This is a genomic window from Burkholderia sp. SRS-W-2-2016 (assembly GCF_001931485.1).
GTDB lineage: Bacteria > Pseudomonadota > Gammaproteobacteria > Burkholderiales > Burkholderiaceae > Paraburkholderia.
The window spans coordinates 235,107-250,860 of sequence record NZ_MSDV01000012.1 but is presented as its reverse complement, the minus strand read 5'-3'; the positions used below and the strand labels follow the sequence as shown (position 1 = coordinate 250,860).

Annotated in this window: 16 protein-coding genes; 4 read left to right on the top strand and 12 right to left on the bottom strand. The window is 66.2% G+C overall.

Annotation, left to right across the window (positions count from 1 at the left end; genetic code table 11):
• Positions 1-238: 238 nt before the first annotated feature.
• From BTH42_RS04065 to BTH42_RS04055, 3 genes are all read left to right on the top strand, one after another.
• Complete coding sequence (locus BTH42_RS04065) at positions 239-700, top strand: TonB family protein (protein WP_256701763.1); 462 nt, start codon at positions 239-241, stop codon at positions 698-700.
• A gap of 392 nt (positions 701-1,092) precedes the next feature.
• On the top strand, positions 1,093-2,400 hold the full coding sequence (locus BTH42_RS04060; protein ID WP_075296007.1) for an MFS transporter: 1,308 nt from the start codon (positions 1,093-1,095) through the stop codon (positions 2,398-2,400).
• 113 nt (positions 2,401-2,513) lie between these two features.
• Positions 2,514-2,693: a hypothetical protein gene (locus tag BTH42_RS04055; protein WP_075296005.1), complete on the top strand. Its 180-nt coding sequence runs from the start codon at positions 2,514-2,516 to the stop codon at positions 2,691-2,693.
• Positions 2,694-2,780: 87 nt separating this feature from the next.
• Here BTH42_RS04055 and BTH42_RS35880 read toward each other — a convergent pair whose 3' ends face one another.
• Positions 2,781-2,912 (bottom strand): hypothetical protein, encoded by a 132-nt coding sequence (locus BTH42_RS35880; protein WP_256701762.1) that lies wholly within the window; start codon positions 2,910-2,912, stop codon positions 2,781-2,783.
• A 595-nt stretch (positions 2,913-3,507) separates the two neighbouring features.
• The gene (waaC, locus tag BTH42_RS04050) at positions 3,508-4,515 is read right to left on the bottom strand and encodes a lipopolysaccharide heptosyltransferase I (protein WP_075296003.1); all 1,008 of its coding nucleotides are present in this window, start codon (positions 4,513-4,515) and stop codon (positions 3,508-3,510) included.
• Positions 4,516-4,794: 279 nt separating this feature from the next.
• On the opposite strand from waaC, the gene BTH42_RS04045 reads away from it, so the two are divergent.
• On the top strand, positions 4,795-6,192 hold the full coding sequence (locus BTH42_RS04045; RefSeq protein ID WP_075296001.1) for a chloride channel protein: 1,398 nt from the start codon (positions 4,795-4,797) through the stop codon (positions 6,190-6,192).
• A gap of 88 nt (positions 6,193-6,280) precedes the next feature.
• Here BTH42_RS04045 and minE read toward each other — a convergent pair whose 3' ends face one another.
• The 10 genes from minE to BTH42_RS03995 form a co-directional block, all read right to left on the bottom strand.
• Entirely contained in the window at positions 6,281-6,535 is a 255-nt protein-coding gene (gene minE / locus BTH42_RS04040) for a cell division topological specificity factor MinE (protein WP_008922443.1), read from the bottom strand.
• A gap of 14 nt (positions 6,536-6,549) precedes the next feature.
• A complete protein-coding gene (gene minD / locus BTH42_RS04035; RefSeq protein WP_013088749.1) occupies positions 6,550-7,365 on the bottom strand; it encodes a septum site-determining protein MinD in 816 nt (271 codons plus the stop codon).
• Between the two features lie 105 nt (positions 7,366-7,470).
• On the bottom strand, positions 7,471-8,325 hold the full coding sequence (minC, locus tag BTH42_RS04030) for a septum site-determining protein MinC (protein WP_075295999.1): 855 nt from the start codon (positions 8,323-8,325) through the stop codon (positions 7,471-7,473).
• Between the two features lie 255 nt (positions 8,326-8,580).
• Complete coding sequence (locus BTH42_RS04025) at positions 8,581-9,114, bottom strand: GNAT family N-acetyltransferase (RefSeq protein WP_075295997.1); 534 nt, start codon at positions 9,112-9,114, stop codon at positions 8,581-8,583.
• 177 nt (positions 9,115-9,291) lie between these two features.
• On the bottom strand, positions 9,292-10,077 hold the full coding sequence (map, locus tag BTH42_RS04020) for a type I methionyl aminopeptidase (RefSeq protein WP_075295995.1): 786 nt from the start codon (positions 10,075-10,077) through the stop codon (positions 9,292-9,294).
• 205 nt (positions 10,078-10,282) lie between these two features.
• On the bottom strand, positions 10,283-11,275 hold the full coding sequence (locus tag BTH42_RS04015; RefSeq protein ID WP_075295993.1) for an AraC family transcriptional regulator: 993 nt from the start codon (positions 11,273-11,275) through the stop codon (positions 10,283-10,285).
• A 23-nt stretch (positions 11,276-11,298) separates the two neighbouring features.
• The gene (locus tag BTH42_RS04010) at positions 11,299-12,375 is read right to left on the bottom strand and encodes a porin (RefSeq protein WP_075295991.1); all 1,077 of its coding nucleotides are present in this window, start codon (positions 12,373-12,375) and stop codon (positions 11,299-11,301) included.
• 186 nt (positions 12,376-12,561) lie between these two features.
• Entirely contained in the window at positions 12,562-12,906 is a 345-nt protein-coding gene (locus BTH42_RS04005; protein WP_075295989.1) for a c-type cytochrome, read from the bottom strand.
• Positions 12,907-12,999: 93 nt separating this feature from the next.
• Complete coding sequence (locus tag BTH42_RS04000; protein WP_256701760.1) at positions 13,000-15,312, bottom strand: xanthine dehydrogenase family protein molybdopterin-binding subunit; 2,313 nt, start codon at positions 15,310-15,312, stop codon at positions 13,000-13,002.
• Positions 15,293-15,736 carry a (2Fe-2S)-binding protein gene (locus tag BTH42_RS03995; protein WP_075295987.1) on the bottom strand — a complete coding sequence of 148 codons (444 nt, stop codon included), beginning with the start codon at positions 15,734-15,736 and terminating at the stop codon, positions 15,293-15,295. The genes BTH42_RS04000 and BTH42_RS03995 overlap by 20 nt, the downstream gene beginning before the upstream one ends.
• Between the last annotated feature and the right edge of the window lie 18 nt (positions 15,737-15,754).

Genomic DNA, 15,754 nt, shown 5'->3' with positions numbered 1-15,754 from the left:
CCGGCCATTACATCGACGCGCGAAGTGCGGTGCGCGCGCGTGCCAGCGGCAAACGCACACTAACGCTGCGCGCACAGCGGGCGAACGCCAATTGAATCCTGGCGGTTTTTGACTACCATCAAATTACCTCCTTCCGCGCTGTTCCCCGACGATGCTCCCCCGCACTCCTCATCTGCTTCACCGCGTAACCTCATGCATCGCCGCCGCAGCACCCGCCACTTCAGCGCGCCCAGCGAGCATGGCGCGCGTGCTGCTCCTCGCGCTCGCCGTCGCGACGGTGGCCGGCTGCACGATCACGCTGCCCCACCCGCAAACGGTCAGCACGCCGGTCGCCGCGATCAACAGCGCGACGCTCGACGAATACCGCGACGCGGTCGCGCGCCGCATCGTCGAACGCAATCCGTCGTATGTGCTGCAAGGCAAGCCGCAGGCGATGCTGCGCTCGCTGGTAGTGGTGTCGTTCACGGTGGATCGCAACGGTCACGTCGTACAGTCGGCCGTGTATCGCACCAACGGCGACGACGAAGCCGAGGCCACCGCGCTCGCCACGCTGCGCCGCTCGTCGCCGCTGCCGACGCCGCCCGGCAAACTGCTGAACGGCCGCGGTCAACTCGAACTGTTCGAGGACTGGCTGTTCAACGACAACGGCAAATTCCAGCTGCGCGAACTCGCGTCGCCGCAGGCGGAAAACTTCGAGTGAGCATGAGCGGCGCGTGACGTGAAGTGACGTGAAGTGACGTGACGCGTCGCGCCAGCGCTAATGAGCGCGCTCGTTAGTGCACCCATTAGCGCACCCATTAGCGCACTCATTGAAGCCCCACCCCACGCCGCCATTGCTGCATAACAAGCGCGCTCGCTATAATTTTCGGATTCCCTCCGCCGGAGCCCTCCGGCATCGCTCACGCCGCCCGCCTACCCGCCGGCGCGGCGCCCGAGCCGAGTGCAGTGCCGCGGCGCCATCCGCGAGCGGCGCCGCCTCGACACTCAACGAGGACGCCGCCCTCATGCGCGCCGCCTGGCCCACTCGCGCATCGCCGCGACGGCACCAAGCCGGCTCAGCCCCCGCGGCCTCACGACAATTGGAGACCCTGCATGTCCACATCGCCGATTTCCGCGGCACAGCCCGCTAACGGGCGAAACAGCAACGCGCGGATCATCTTCGCGAGCTTCATCGGCACCGCGATCGAGTTCTACGATTTCTACGTCTACGCGACCGCCGCCGCGCTCGTGATCGGACCGGTATTTTTTCCCCACGGCTCGGCTACCGCGCAAGCGTTGTCGGCCTTCGTCACGTTCGGCATCGCGTTCGTCGCGCGGCCGATCGGCTCGTTCCTGTTCGGCCATTTCGGCGACCGCATCGGCCGTAAATCGACGCTGGTCGCATCGCTGCTGGTGATGGGCGTGTCCACCACGCTGATTGGCTTCGTGCCCGGCTACGACTCGATCGGCAGCCTCGCGCCGATCCTGCTGTGCGTGCTGCGCTTCGGCCAGGGCATCGGCCTCGGCGGCGAATGGGGCGGCGCGGCCCTGCTCGCCACCGAAAACGCGCCGGCCGGCAAGCGCGGCTGGTTCGGTATGTTCCCGCAGCTCGGCCCGTCGATCGGCTTTCTCGCGTCCAACGGCCTGTTCTTCGCGCTCGCGGTGTCGCTGTCGGACGAGCAGTTCCGCAGCTGGGGCTGGCGCGTGCCGTTCCTCGTCAGCTCGGTGCTGGTCGCCCTCGGCCTGTACGTGCGTCTGAAAATCGCCGAAACGCCGGCGTTCCAGGCCGCGATCGAACGCAAGGAACGCGTGCGCGTGCCGATCGCGACGCTGTTCTCGCAACACTGGGTGCCGACCGTGCTCGGCGCGCTGTCGATGGTGGTCTGCTACACGCTGTTCTACAACGCGACCACTTTCTCGCTGTCGTACGGCGTCAGCATGCTGCACATCCCGCGCCAGACCTTCCTCGGCCTGCTGTGCATCGCGGTCGTGTTCATGGCGATCGCGACGCCGCTGTCGGCGCGCGCGAGCGACCGCTTCGGCCGCAAGCCGGTGCTGATCGTCGGCATCATCGCGGCGATCCTGTCAGGCTTCACGATGGCGCCGTTGCTCGGCAGCGGCGAGACGCTGCTGGTGCTGCTGTTCCTCGTGATCCAGCTGTTCCTGATGGGCGTGACCTTCGCGCCGATGGGCGCGCTGCTGCCGGAGCTGTTCCCGACCAACGTGCGCTATACCGGCGCCGGTGTCGCGTACAACCTCGGCGGGATTCTGGGCGCGTCGGTGGCGCCGTATATCGCGTCGGTGCTGGCCGCGCACGGCGGGCTGCCGTGGGTCGGCGCGTATGTGTCGACGGCCGCCGCGGTGAGCCTGATCGGCGTGCTGTGCATGCGCGAAACGCGCAATGAAAGCCTGATGAAATGATGCGCTGCGGCGGGATTCGCCCCGGCTCGGCCTGGGTGAATCCCCCGCCTTGCGCGTCCTTTTTGCCTGCCTATACTCCCTGACATAACCCTATAAAAAACAGGGAGATTCGCATGAACGTCCATCTGCATAACGCGGACATCGTGGTGATGATCGCGCTGGCCTTGCTCGGCGCTCTCCTGCTCGCGCTGCGCTTCCGTCCGGCGACGTGGAAAGGGATCGTCGTCGATGCGCTCGTCGCGAACGTCGCGGCGATTGTCGCGGTCGTCGCGTTCGAAATGCTGGTGGCGTAGCGGCGCTCGCTCGCCTGGTACTTCGCTTGGGACTGCGGCCCGAGCCAGATGGTGGCTCAGGCCGCCGCTTGCGTCACGCTCAACGGCTCAACGGTAATAGCCGTGGTGATAGTACGGACCGCCGCCGTAGTAATAGCCCGGCGCCGGCGCGACCACACAGCCGCCGAGCGCCGATGCGAGGACCGTGCCGGCGATCAGAGTCAGGATCAAGCGTTTCATGTTGTTCTCCATCGAGTCAGATTGATTCGAGCCGAAATCCCAGAATGACCCGATTGAACCCGATGCGCGGCGGCGCGAGCGTTGCCATTTGTAAAGGAAGATCACCACTGTGTTACAGGAGCGGCACGCGCGGCGCGGCGTTTCCGGTGGGTGTGGGAGGCGCCGACGGAGCGCGCCGGCATCGCGGAAAAACACCGCCTATACTGCGTTGAACATGCTGTCGCGATGCATGCCCGGCTGGCGGCGCATCGGCGCTCTTTTGAAGTGATGGCGCCCGCGCTGAGTACACGCTGAAGTCGTGGCGACGTGCTTGGGCAATCGCGCCGCGCGGCCTGTGTTGAACGCTTAAGCGTCCAACGAAAAGCGACAGATTTAACAGCCGTGTAATCGATTCACTCGCGATTCACTCGCGATTCATCCGCGATTCACTCGCGCTTTATTTGCGATTTCTCTTCGCCCGACGTTCCCCGACGCGGGCGTTTTTCGAGGCGCGGCCACGCATGCGCCGCCCGTAAGGGCGGCACTGCGCGGCATTGCGCGGCACGCCTCTTTTCTTTGCCGCAAACGATTGCGAGAACGTGGGAATGGAACCGCGTCAGGCCGCGGCGGCCGAGCGCTGCCGTAGCGCGTGCGCCGGGGCGTTCGCGTAGACGTGATCGATCGCTTCGAGCGCCGCGCTGAGCGGCGGCACCGACTGGCCATCGCCGATCGAGACCGACCGATACGGCGCGTCGATGCCGCAATGCGACGGCGAGGTCGCGACGAAGATCATCACGGTGCGCTTCTGCAACGCGTGAGCGAGGTGCACGAAACCGGTATCGGTGCCCACCACCAGCGCGCACGCGTCGATCATCTGCGCGATTTCGGTCACGCTCATGCGTGGCAGCACGGTTGCGCCCGGCACCTCGGCGGCGATCTGTTCGGCCGCCGCGCGCTCGCCGTCCGAACCCCACGGCAGCACCACGCGAAAGCCGCGTTCGGCCAGTTCGCGCCCGAGCGCGCTCCAATGCGCGAGCGGCCACTTCTTGTCGTCCTTCGACGTCGCATGAAAAAACGCCGCGACGGGCGCGACTTCGTTCGGGAACGGCTGGGCGGCCGGTTCCGGCAGGCGCAGGTTGTAGACCGGCGCACCCTCGACCTGATAGCCGAGCGCCTCGCTCGCGCTGATGCGCATGCCGTGCCATGCATCGCACTGCGGACGCGGGCCGAAGCGGCCGGTGTACGCAAACGCGGCGCCACGCTCGCCGAGATCCTGCGACTGATAGCCGATGCGCCGGCGCGAGCGCGCGAGAAACGCGATGATCGCGCTCTTGTAGACGCCGTGAATATCGATGATGTAGTCGTAGCGATACGCGCGCAGCTCGGCGATGGACGCCCAGATGGCTTTCAGGTCGCTCCAGCTGCGCGTCTTCTTGAAGCGGCGCAGCGGCGCGCACAGCACGCGGTCGACGCCCTGGCTCCAGTGCACGAGTTCCGCGAACGCTTCGTCAGCCGCCCAATCGACCTGCACGCCGGGAAACGCCCGCTTGATGTCGGCAACGACCGGCAATGCCTGCACGATGTCGCCGAGTGAAGTGACCTTGACGATCAGGATGCGCTTCATTGAGATTGTTCGTTGTTCGAAGTTCAAATCATTCTAGCCGACGATTCCGCAAGGTTCCGCTAAACGCGGCAATTGATGAGGCCCGCCGTTCCTCACGGCTCGTTACAACAGATCGGTCAGCATAGCTGACAGTTCCCCGCAATCAAATATTTCATAATCCTTTCATGTATCGGGCTCGCGACGCGGGACTTACACTAGTGCCTGTTTGCGCGGGGAACGCACGCGCATTCCAGTTGCGATGCAAACCGAGCGCGCCCTCCGACACCCACTATCCACACAATGTCCCAGCCCTTCGCTTTCGAGTCTTCCATTCTCTTGCGCCGCGCCAGACGGCTGTGGCGGCAATACGGCGTGTTCTGGCTCGGCGCGATCGTCGTCGGTCTGGTCGCGGTGCTGTACGCGCGCCTGATCGACTGGGGCTACGACGCGTTTCGCGATGTGATGCTGCGCTATCGGTGGGCGCCGCTGCTGATCACGCCCGCGGTCGCCGCGCTCGCGGTGTGGCTGACCCGCAGGTTCTTTCGCGGCGCCGAGGGCAGCGGGATACCGCAGGTGATCGCGACGTTGCATTCGAACACCAGCGAATCCGGCAAGCGGCTGCTAACGCTACGGATTCTGCTCGGCAAGATCGGCGTGTCGCTGCTCGGCATTCTCGGCGGCTTCACGATCGGCCGCGAAGGGCCGACCGTGCAGGTCGGCGCGGCGCTGATGTTCAATCTGCGCCGCTTCTATCCGCGCTCGAATGCGTTGATCGAGCGGCAACTGGTGCTGGCCGGCGCCGCGGCCGGTTTGTCGGCGGCGTTCAATACGCCGCTCGCCGGGATCGTATTCGCGATCGAGGAGCTGACGCGCAGCTTCGAGGCGCGCGCGAGCGGCGTGCTGATCACCGCGATCATCATCGCCGGCGTGATCGCGCTCGGGCTGAACGGCAACTACACGTATTTCGGCACGATCCAGATCGGCACGCATTTCCCCGATCTGCTCGCGGTGGCGGTGCTGCTGACCGCGCTCGTCACCGGCATCGCGGGCGGCGCGTTCGGCTGGCTGCTGCTCAATACCGCGCGCTGGCTACCGGCGCCGCTGCGTCAATTGCACGGCGAGCGGCCGGTCGTGTTCGCCGCGCTGTGCGGCTTCGCAATCGCGGTGGTCGGCGTCGCGTCGGGCGGCACCACGTTCGGCAGCGGTTATTCGGAGGCGCGCGGGCTGCTCGACGGCCACGAGCAGCTATCGGTGTTCTATCCGTTTCTGAAGATGATCGCGATGATCGGCTCGTACCTGCCCGGCATTCCGGGCGGCATCTTCGCGCCGTCGCTGTCGATCGGCGCGGGCTTCGGCAATCTGCTGCACATGGTGTTCGGCTCGATGCAACTGCCGATGCTGATCGCGCTCGCGATGGTCGGCTATCTCGCCGCGGTCACGCAGTCGCCGATCACGTCGTTCGTGATCGTGATGGAGATGATCGATGGCCACGCGCTGGTGATTTCGCTGATGGCCACCGCGTTGATTGCGAGCCGCGTGTCGCGGCTGTTCGCGCCGCCGTTGTATGAATCGCTCGCGCAGCGTTATATGGCGCCGCTGCCGCAGCCGGTGCCCGCGCCGGTACCGGAAGTGCCGGAGGTCGAGCCGCTCGAACCGCAAGAGGAAAGCGACGACACCTCGGCGCCGCCGCGCCGCTAACCGGCACGCGACAAACGCGCCGCGCGATGCGCGGCGCACAAAACAAAACGGCCGCGCCAGCGGCGCGACCGTTCCGAAACTCCGACGCTCAGGCCTGCGGAATCTCTATCTTCACTTCGAGCACCTCGAGATCGTCCTGACGCTCGAGGCTCACGCGGATATCGTCATCGGAGATCTTCACGTACTTCGAAATGACGGCCACCAGTTCGCGTTGCAACGCGGGCAGATAATCGGCGGGCGCATGGCCGCCGGCGCGCTCGTGCGCGATGATCAACTGCAGGCGTTCCTTCGCTACCGACGCGGACTTCTTTTTCTCGCCCAGCAAAAACGAGAGAATCGACATTACGTGCGCTCCCCTTACTTGGTGCCGAAGAGGCGCTGCAGCAGCCCGGGCTTCTGATAATCGACAAAGCGAAGCGATTTCTGCTCGCCGAGGAAACGCGACACGACATCCTTATAGGCTTCGGCCACGTCGGTGCCGTCCAGATGCACGGCCGGCAGACCCTGGTTCGATGCGTGCAGCACCGCTTCCGACTCCGGAATCACGCCGATCAGATCGATGCGCAGAATTTCCTGGATGTCGGTGAGCGACAGCATTTCGCCTTCGCTGACGCGCTTCGGGTTGTAGCGGGTGATCAGCAGGTGTTCCTTGATCGGCTCCTTGCCTTCGATCGCGCGCTTGGTCTTCGACGACAGGATGCCGAGAATGCGATCGGAGTCGCGCACCGACGACACTTCCGGGTTCGTCACGATCAGCGCTTCGTCGGCGAAGTGCATGGCCAGCAATGCGCCCGATTCGATACCGGCCGGCGAATCGCAGACGATGTATTCGAAGTCCATCGCGATCAGATCGTTGATGACCTTCTCGACGCCTTCCATCGTCAGCGCGTCTTTATCGCGCGTTTGCGAGGCCGGCAGGATGAACAGGTTCTCGCACTTCTTGTCTTTGATCAGCGCCTGGTTCAGGTTCGCTTCGCCCTGGATCACGTTGATCAGGTCGTACACCACCCGGCGCTCGCAGCCCATGATGAGGTCGAGGTTACGCAGGCCGACGTCGAAGTCGATCACGGCGGTTTTGCTGCCACGCAATGCGAGGGCCGATGCAAAACTCGCGCTCGTGGTCGTCTTGCCCACGCCACCCTTGCCCGAAGTCACCACAATGATTTTTGCCATTACCCTTACCTTGTGTTCGTCAAATGCGTCAATTGATGCGCGACCCGTTTCGCCGCAGCGTCGCGTGCCGCCATCGCCCCGGAGCAGCGCGCGCCATGCGTCGCGTTACGTGAGCCGCAGCGGTTCGATCATCAGTTTTTCTTGTTCGAGCCAGATCTGCACCGGCTTGCCGAGCACGTCGGCCGGCAGCGGGTTCTCAGTGGTTCGATAGATGCCGGCGATCGAAATGAGTTCCGGCTCGAGACAGGTGCAGAAGATGCGCGCGTCGTGATTGCCCTGCACGCCGGCCAATGCGCGGCCGCGCAACGGCGCGTAAATATGGATGTTGCCTTCGGCGATCACCTCGGCGCCGTAGCTGACGAGGCCGAGCACGACCAGATCGCCCTTTGCGTAGATGCGCTGGCCGGAACGCAGCGGCTTTTCGACCACCATCGTTTGCGAGGAGGTGGCGAGGCGCACCGGTTCGGAATCGATCGATGCGGGAGTGCTCGTAGCGGCTGCCGCGGCGGCGCTGGCCGTGGCCGCGCTTGCGGTGGCGTTTGCGTTGGCGTTTGCGGTAGCTTCCGCGTTGCCCGCATTGCCCTTGCCCGCCGCATTCGCTGCCGCCGCGCCGTCTTCATCGGCCTGCTTCACGGCAGCGCCACGGCGGTCGCGCGCTTCGAGCAGCGGCAACGCCGACTCGGCCGCCCATCCCTGCTCCGCATTCGCGACCACGCCGACCGGACGCATCCGCACGCTGTCGAGCAGTTGCGCGATCTCGGCGAGCGGCACGCGCTCATTGGCGGCGAGGCGGCGCACGTCGATCGCGACGACGTCGTTGGCGAAAAACTCGGGGGTCGCCTCGAAGCGCCGGGTCAGTTCGGCACGCATCGCATCGAGGTCGGTCGTTTTGACCACGAACATCAGCGTGTCGACAGAGCCGCTGCGCAGTTCGAAAAAGGGCGATTTCTTGGGCGACATAGCGTTCGGCGAAAAATTTTGCGTATTTTACAGGCGTACGCACGCGCGGCCAGGTTTTTTCCGGCAGAAATCAGCGGTTTTGTGAGCGATCTGTCGACGCGCGTGTAACACGTGCGACGGCGCTGCGCGTGACGGACGGGATGGAGACAGCGGGAGGAGAACGGAACGGCTGCGCAAACAGCGGAAGCGGAGCGGCAACTGCACGGCGCGACGACGAAGCCAATCAGGCCGGGTCCGCGCGCCGCGCGCGAAGCGTTACTCCGCGGGCTCGCCCGAATCGGCCGGCACGTGCCACACCAGCAGAGTTTCGACCTGCTCGGGCGCGCGCTCGACGCGCCGATGTTCGCCGGTCGGGCCGAAGCCGAGCGCTTCGTAAAAGCGCATCGCGTTGCGGTTCGAGTCGGCCACCCATGCGTAGATTTCGGTGGCGCCGGCAGCGGCGAGCCAGTTGCTCGCGGTATCGACCAGCAGCTCGCCGCCGCGCAGATGACGCACCGCGGGCGCCACCCACAGTTCGCCGACGAACGCGCGATGCTCGCCTGCCTCTTCGAGATGCGCCTCGATCAGGCCGGCCGGATGACCTTCGGTGTACAGGATGAAAGTGCCGGCGGTACGCGATACCGCGTGGTCCGCCGCGGTGGCGTCGAAGCTGGCGGCGTCGGCCGACAACGCGTCCTCCAGTGTCGCGCCGAACGCATACGGCGCCTCCCGCAGCGATGCGGTACGGAGTTCGCGAAAAACGGCGCCCTGCTCAGCAGTGATGCGGCGAACGGTCAATGACGGACTCATGCAGACAAAAACCCCTGGAAACCCTAACGCGTAGCTTTAACCGAACCGGCCGGCGAGTCAATTTATTCTTGCTCGAACCGGACGGCCGCGCGAAGTGTTCGCAGCGGGCGCGAATCGGCCGCGCGGCGGCCGTTGCCGTCCGCCTCGGCGCTGACTTCGCGCGCCGCGCCCGTGCGCTTACGGCGCCTCGTAGCCGCCGGTGCCGTCCGGCCACGGCGTCAGCAGTTCGTAGCCGGCGTCGGTGACGGCGACCATGTGCTCCCATTGCGCGGACAGCGAGCGGTCCTTGGTGACCACGGTCCAGCCGTCGCGTTGCACCGAGGTGCCGGCGCGGCCCGCGTTGATCATCGGCTCGATCGTGAAGACCATGCCCGGCTTCAGGCGCACGCCCTGCCCCGGCTGGCCGTAGTGCAGCACCTGCGGGTCCTCGTGATAGACCTTGCCGATGCCGTGCCCGCAGTAGTCGCGCACGATCGAAAAGCCTTCGCGCTGCGCGACCTTCTGGATCGCGTAGCCGACGTCGCCAAGCGTCGCGCCCGGCTTCACCTCGCGGATGCCGGCGAGCATCGCCTCGTAGGTCGTATCGATCAGCTGCCGCGCGAGCGGGCTCGGCTGGCCGACGCAGTACATCCGGCTGGTGTCGCCGAAATAGCCGTCCTTGATGACCGCGACGTCGATGTTGATGATGTCGCCGTCCTTCAGGACCTCGTTGCGATTCGGGATGCCGTGGCACACCACGCTGTTGACCGACGTGCAGACGGTCTTCGGAAAGCCCAGGTAGCCAACGTTTGCCGGGACCGCCTTCTGGGTGTTGACGATGTAGTCGTGGCACAGCGCGTCGAGCTCGTCGGTCGACACGCCGGCCTTGACGTGTTCGCCGATCATTGCCAGTACGTCGGCGGCGAGGCGGCCGCTGATGCGCAGCTTCGCGATATCGTCGGGAGTCTTGTAGGTAATGGCCATGAATTCAGTCGGGGTGAGGCGCGGGGCGAAGCGCGAAACGAGCCGCCCGGTCGAATTCCCGGCGACGCTCAAGCGCCGCCCGGCCGGGCGATTTGGGGCAATTGTACAGAGGATCGCGGCGCCACCCCGTGGAAACCGGCCAAAGCGGGGAAAAGGAGACAGTTGGCGGGTGCCGGGCGGGGAGCCGGGCACTTAGTCTTTCTAACTAAATCCCGAGCCGGGTCAGCGCGTTCGTGCTCGCGCTCTTCGCCATATCGTACGGATCGCGCAGATTGCGCGCGTACTGCTTCGGCGCGAGTCCCGACCAGCGGCGGAACGCGCGGATAAACGCCTTCTCCGACGCATAGCCGACGCTCTCGGCGATCTCGATCAGCCGCCGCCGCGGGTCGCGCAGCGCGCCGCTCGCCAGATACATCCGGTATGAAGTGAGGTGGCCGATCGGCGTTTCGCCGACCAGTTCGACGAAGCGCGCGCTAAAGCGCGAGCGCGACATGCCGGCCGCCGCCGAGAGCGATTCGACGGTCCAGCCGCGCTCCGGCTGCCGGTGCAGCAGCGCGATCGCCTTGCCGACCTGCGGGTCCATCAGCCCGCGCAGCCAGCCGGTGTGATTGACCGCCGAGGCCAGATGCGCGCGCAGCAGCTGCACGAACAGCACGTCGGCGAGCCGCGCGGCGGCGACCGCCCAGCCCGGCTGCGCGGCCATCGATTCGCGGATAAAGGCCATCAGCGTACTGGCGAGCCACGGTCCGACGGCCGGGTCGTTCGCGCGCACGTGGATCAGCGGCGGCAGCACGCTGAACAGCGGACTGCGCATCGCCTCGCGGTAGGTCATGATGCCGGTGTACAGATCGCTGACCGAGCCGCCGCCGCCCGCGGTGAAGTGCAGCGGCGTGTCGAAGCTCGGATGGATCCCCTGGTCGGCCATCAGGTTGTCGAACGGCACCGGCGCGACCTCCGGCGACGACGCCAGCACGTGCTCGTGCCCATGCGGCAGCAGCACGAAGTCGCCGGTCTCGACGCGCACCGGCTCCATCCCTTCGACGATGACGTAGAACGGATCGCCGAACACGGTGCGAAACGCCGCGCCGTCGACCGCCGCTTTCAGGAATGCCCACGGCGCGGTCAACGAGAAATGGCCGGTCACCACCGCGTCCGCGCGCAGATCCGCGAGAGTGTCGCTAAGCAGGTCCACCGCCATTTCCCGTCTACTCCGTGATGTGATTAAAAGCGCTGCTGGATGCCGACCATCACGCCCAGCTGGTTCGCGCCCGGCGTCACCGAGCCGGCCGCCGCCACCGCGTTCGCCGCGAGCGGGCTGTTGAACATGTACGCCAGCGACGAATATACCGTGGTGCGCTTCGATAACAGATAGTTCGCGCGGCCGACCACCATCGTCGAGCTCGACTGCGAACGGGCGACGTAGCGCAGGCCCTGGGCGTCGAACGACAGCGCCGGGGTCACGAAGTAGCTCGCGCCGAGGAAGAACAGATCGGTTTGCTGATGTACAGGCGCCGCCGACGTGTTGCGGCGAATCCAGCCGGCGCCGACCTTGCCGCCCTGATAGGTCAGGTAGCCGTCGACAATCACGCGCTTGTCGGTGTCGTTGCGGCTCGTGAGCGGCGCGCTCGCGCCCGTGCCGCCGTACATCACGTCGTACGAAGCGGCCGCGCCGCCCCAGCCCGCGTCGTACGCGAGCAGCGCGGTGTACTGACGGCACGCGACCGCGTCGCCCGCCACCTGACCGCCGCAGTTGGTCGCCGACGGACCGGCTGGGCCCGCCGCGTCGCGGCCGAAGCTATAGGTGCCGCCGACCGTCACGCCGTGGAATTTGCCGAGATAGCCGACCGCATTATCGCTGCGCGCGTTCGGCAGATAGGAGTCGAAGTTCGCCATCGAATGGATCGACGGGCCGATCACGTCCGCGTTGAGGAACACGTACATCGACATGTTCATCTGGCGGCCGAGGGTCAGCGTGCCGTAGTCGCTGATCACGCCGACATTCGCCTGGCGGCCGAACAGACGGCCGCCGTAGTTCAGGCCGCCGGTCGACGGCGCAAAGCCGTTTTCGAGCACGAAGAAGGTCTTGTAGCCGCCGCCGAGGTCTTCGACGCCGCGCAGGCCGAAGCGCGACGGCACCTCGCCGGTCAGCGTCGGCATGCCGACGAAGCTGCCGCCCTTGGCCGCGTTGTTGTAGTACTCGACGCCGGTATCGACGATACCGTACAGCGTCACACTGCTCTGGCCGAACGCCAGTCCCGCCGTGCCTGCCAGCACGGCTGCCGCGCAGAACTTCTTCATGTGAGTCTCCAACCCGGTTTGAAAGTTGTACTTATTAATTTGGAAGCGAGCCGGACGTTTGTCGGGTCCGGCTTTTTACTGCGGTTTTTTGCGGCTTTGATTTCCGCTGACGATGCTGACGGTGCTGCGCGGTTACCGCGAACGCATGCGCCCGCGGCGTCACATCACCCCGGACGCTCAGTTGGCTCAGTTGCTTTTGCTGCCCGCGAGAATCCACTGCACGACGGTTTGCGCATCGGCGGCGCTGATCCGGTTCGGCGGCATCGGCACCGCGCCCCACACGCCGGAGCTGCCGTTCTGCACGTGCGCGACCAGCGTCGCGAGCGCGCCGGACTTGCCCGCGTAACGGGCGGCGACGTCGCGATACGCGGGACCGACCAGCTTTTTATCTATCGCGTGGCAACCGAAGCACGCGTGCTGTTTGGCGAGGTCCTGGGCGCGCGCGGCATCGACGGCGGGCTCGGCGTGCGCCGCACTTACCGCGGTCGCGGCGAGAACGGCAACGAAAGGAACGATCAGTGGGCGAATCATGGGATCTCTTTTATTCGTAAAGGTGAAGCTGCGACTGGAAACGGTGAAACGGTGAATCTGAAACCGGTGCAACGCGAGTAACGGATCGGCGGCTCACGCGAGCGGCTGTTCGAGCGGCATCGTGCGCAAGCGAACACCGTTCGCCTGGAACAGCGCCTCGGCGACCGCCGGCGCGACCGGCGGCAACACCACCTCGCCGCAACCCTGCGGCGCGCGATCGCTGTCGACGATCACCACCTCGATCTTCGGCATCTGCGCGAGATACAGCAGCGGGTAGTCGGCGAAGTTCTGCTGCTCGACCGCGCGGTCCTTGAAGGTGATCTCACTCTTGAACGTATTGGTCAGCGCGAAGCCGATCCCGCCTTCCATCATCTGGCGGATCAGCATCGGGTTGATCGCGCGCCCGCAGTCGACTGCGCAAACCACCCGTTCGAGCTTCGCGTTGCCGCCCACCAGCCGCAGCTCGGCGATTACCGCGACGTAGGTCGTGAACGCGCCGCCGCGTCCGGTGTAGAGGCAATACGCGAGACCGCGATGCACGCCGGGCGCCGGCTTGCTCGACCAGCCCGCCTTCGCCGCCGCGCGCTCGAGCACCCGCACTGCGAGCGGATCGTCGCGCAGCAGCGTGCGGCGGTACGCTAGCGGATCGATATGGGCGGCATGCGCGAGCTCGTTGATGAAATTCTCGAGAAAGAACACGCTCGACGTGCTGCCGACGCTGCGCATGAAGCTCACCGGAACCGGCTGCGTGACGGTCACCGAATCGACGGTCAGGTTCGGCACGCGATAGCCGAGGTCGTACAGACCGTCGAGCATCGTTTCGTCCCAGCCGCCGGCTTTCTCGTAGAAGTCGCGCTTGATTGCCCAGTACAGCGACTGCCCGACCACGCGCAGATGCATCGCCTGCGGATAGCCGTCCGCGCCGAGCACCGCGCGCATGCGCGCCGACACGCCGGGTCGATAGAAGCCGTGGCGGATGTCGTCCTCGCGCGAGCGGATCACCTTGACCGGACGCCCGACCGCCTTCGACGCCACCGCCGCATGAATCACGAAGTCGGGCACGTACTTGCGCCCGAAGCTGCCGCCGAGGAACGTCGTGTTGACGATCACCTTGTCGGCCGGCATTTTGAAAATCGCGCCGAGCGTCCAGCGCACCTTGTCCTGCCCCTGGATCGGCCCCCACACTTCGATGTCGTGCTCGCGCACGTGCACGGTCGCGTTGACCGGCTCCATCGTCGCGTGAACGATGTACGGCGTGTGGTAGTCGGCTTCGACCACCGTGTGCTGGTGAGCGGGGGCGGCGGCGAACTGCGCGGCGGCGTCGCCGATCCGCGTCGCGACGACCGCCTGCTCCGACATCAGCGCGGCCTTGCGCTGCGCAAGGATCGTCGGGCTGTCAAAGGCGGGCGTGACGGCATCGTCCCATTGCACGTCGAGCGCATCGCAGGCCTTCTTCGCCTGCCAGTAGGTCGCGGCGACCACGATGATCGCGTCTTTCGCCTGCACCACGTCGACCACGCCCGGCATTGCCCGCACCGCGTCGCGATTGCGCACGGCGACCGGTTTGCCGTTCAGCGTCGGCGCCATCTTCAGCGCGCCGTTCAGCATGCCGGGCACGTTCACGTCGACGCCGTATTGCGCGCGGCCGCTGACCTTCAGCGGCGTGTCGAGCTTGCCGAGCGGCTGGCCGATCAGCGTATGCGCGGACTCCGGCTTCAGACGCGGCTGCGGATCGAGCGGCAGCTTCGCGACCGCGTCGAGCAGTTCGCCATAGCCGACCGAGCGGCCCGTCTGCACGTGAATCACGCGGCCGCTCTTCGCGGTGCATTGCGTGGTGCGCACGCCGAGATGCTGCGCGCCGGCCTTCAGGAACGCCGCGCGCGCTTGAGCGCCCGCCGTGCGCAGGCGCGTGTAGAACATCGTCACCGACATCGATGCGCCGACGAACTGCTGCGGCATCTCGTTCGCCGCGGAGATGCGGTACGCGTCGCGGCCGGTGACGAACTCGACGCTGACCTTGCGCCAGTCGGCGTCCATCTCGTCGGCGAGCACCTGCGGCAAGCCGGTGTAGACGCCCTGCCCGACCTCGCATTGCGACAGCCCGATGATCGTGCGGCCGTCGGGATCGACGCGCACCCAGTCGTTGATTTCGTGGAAGCCGTCGGCGCCCGTCGCGCCGTGCGTGCCGGCGGTGGCCGCGGCGCCGGCTGTTTCGGCCGCTTCAGCCGTCGCGCCGTGGGTGCTCCACGCGAGCGGCAGCACGAGGCTGCCGGCGATCGCGAAGCCGCTCGCCGCACCGCGCTTCAGGAACGCGCGCCGGCCGGGATGGCGCGGCTCATCGACGCCGTGCTCGGCCATCTGCGCAGCCGCGCGCTCCGCCACGCGCTCAGGAATTTGCTGCGACATGGACGGCCTCGCGGATACGGTGATAGGTCGCGCAGCGGCACAGGTTGGTCACGCCCTGGTCGATCTGCGCATCGGTCGGATGGGGATGCTGTTTGAGCAGCGCGGCGACCGCCATCACCATCCCCGACTGGCAGTAGCCGCACTGCGGCACGTCCTGCTTGATCCACGCCTGCTGGACCGGATGCGAAATGTCCGCCGACAGCCCTTCGATCGTCGTAATGCTGCGCCCCGCCACCGCCGACACCGGCAGCACGCACGAACGCGTCGCCTCGCCTTCCAGATGCACGGTGCACGCACCGCACGCGCCGATGCCGCAGCCGTACTTGGTGCCGGTGAGCGCCGCGGCGTCGCGGATCACCCACAGCAGCGGCGTGTCGGGATCGCCATCGAAATCGAACGGCTTTCCGTTCAGTGTGAATTGCATGCTCGGTCTCCCTCCAGA

Bases quoted from the DNA above. Each gene is read 5' to 3' on its own strand.
- BTH42_RS04065 (WP_256701763.1), top strand. From the start codon at position 239: ATGGCGCGCGTGCTGCTCCTCGCGCTCGCCGTCGCGACGGTGGCCGGC.
- BTH42_RS04060 (WP_075296007.1), top strand. From the start codon at position 1,093: ATGTCCACATCGCCGATTTCCGCGGCACAGCCCGCTAACGGGCGAAAC.
- BTH42_RS04055 (WP_075296005.1), top strand. From the start codon at position 2,514: ATGAACGTCCATCTGCATAACGCGGACATCGTGGTGATGATCGCGCTG.
- BTH42_RS35880 (WP_256701762.1), bottom strand. From the start codon at position 2,912: ATGAAACGCTTGATCCTGACTCTGATCGCCGGCACGGTCCTCGCATCG.
- waaC (WP_075296003.1), bottom strand. From the start codon at position 4,515: ATGAAGCGCATCCTGATCGTCAAGGTCACTTCACTCGGCGACATCGTG.
- BTH42_RS04045 (WP_075296001.1), top strand. From the start codon at position 4,795: ATGTCCCAGCCCTTCGCTTTCGAGTCTTCCATTCTCTTGCGCCGCGCC.
- minE (WP_008922443.1), bottom strand. From the start codon at position 6,535: ATGTCGATTCTCTCGTTTTTGCTGGGCGAGAAAAAGAAGTCCGCGTCG.
- minD (WP_013088749.1), bottom strand. From the start codon at position 7,365: ATGGCAAAAATCATTGTGGTGACTTCGGGCAAGGGTGGCGTGGGCAAG.
- minC (WP_075295999.1), bottom strand. From the start codon at position 8,325: ATGTCGCCCAAGAAATCGCCCTTTTTCGAACTGCGCAGCGGCTCTGTC.
- BTH42_RS04025 (WP_075295997.1), bottom strand. From the start codon at position 9,114: ATGAGTCCGTCATTGACCGTTCGCCGCATCACTGCTGAGCAGGGCGCC.
- map (WP_075295995.1), bottom strand. From the start codon at position 10,077: ATGGCCATTACCTACAAGACTCCCGACGATATCGCGAAGCTGCGCATC.
- BTH42_RS04015 (WP_075295993.1), bottom strand. From the start codon at position 11,275: ATGGCGGTGGACCTGCTTAGCGACACTCTCGCGGATCTGCGCGCGGAC.
- BTH42_RS04010 (WP_075295991.1), bottom strand. From the start codon at position 12,375: ATGAAGAAGTTCTGCGCGGCAGCCGTGCTGGCAGGCACGGCGGGACTG.
- BTH42_RS04005 (WP_075295989.1), bottom strand. From the start codon at position 12,906: ATGATTCGCCCACTGATCGTTCCTTTCGTTGCCGTTCTCGCCGCGACC.
- BTH42_RS04000 (WP_256701760.1), bottom strand. From the start codon at position 15,312: ATGTCGCAGCAAATTCCTGAGCGCGTGGCGGAGCGCGCGGCTGCGCAG.
- BTH42_RS03995 (WP_075295987.1), bottom strand. From the start codon at position 15,736: ATGCAATTCACACTGAACGGAAAGCCGTTCGATTTCGATGGCGATCCC.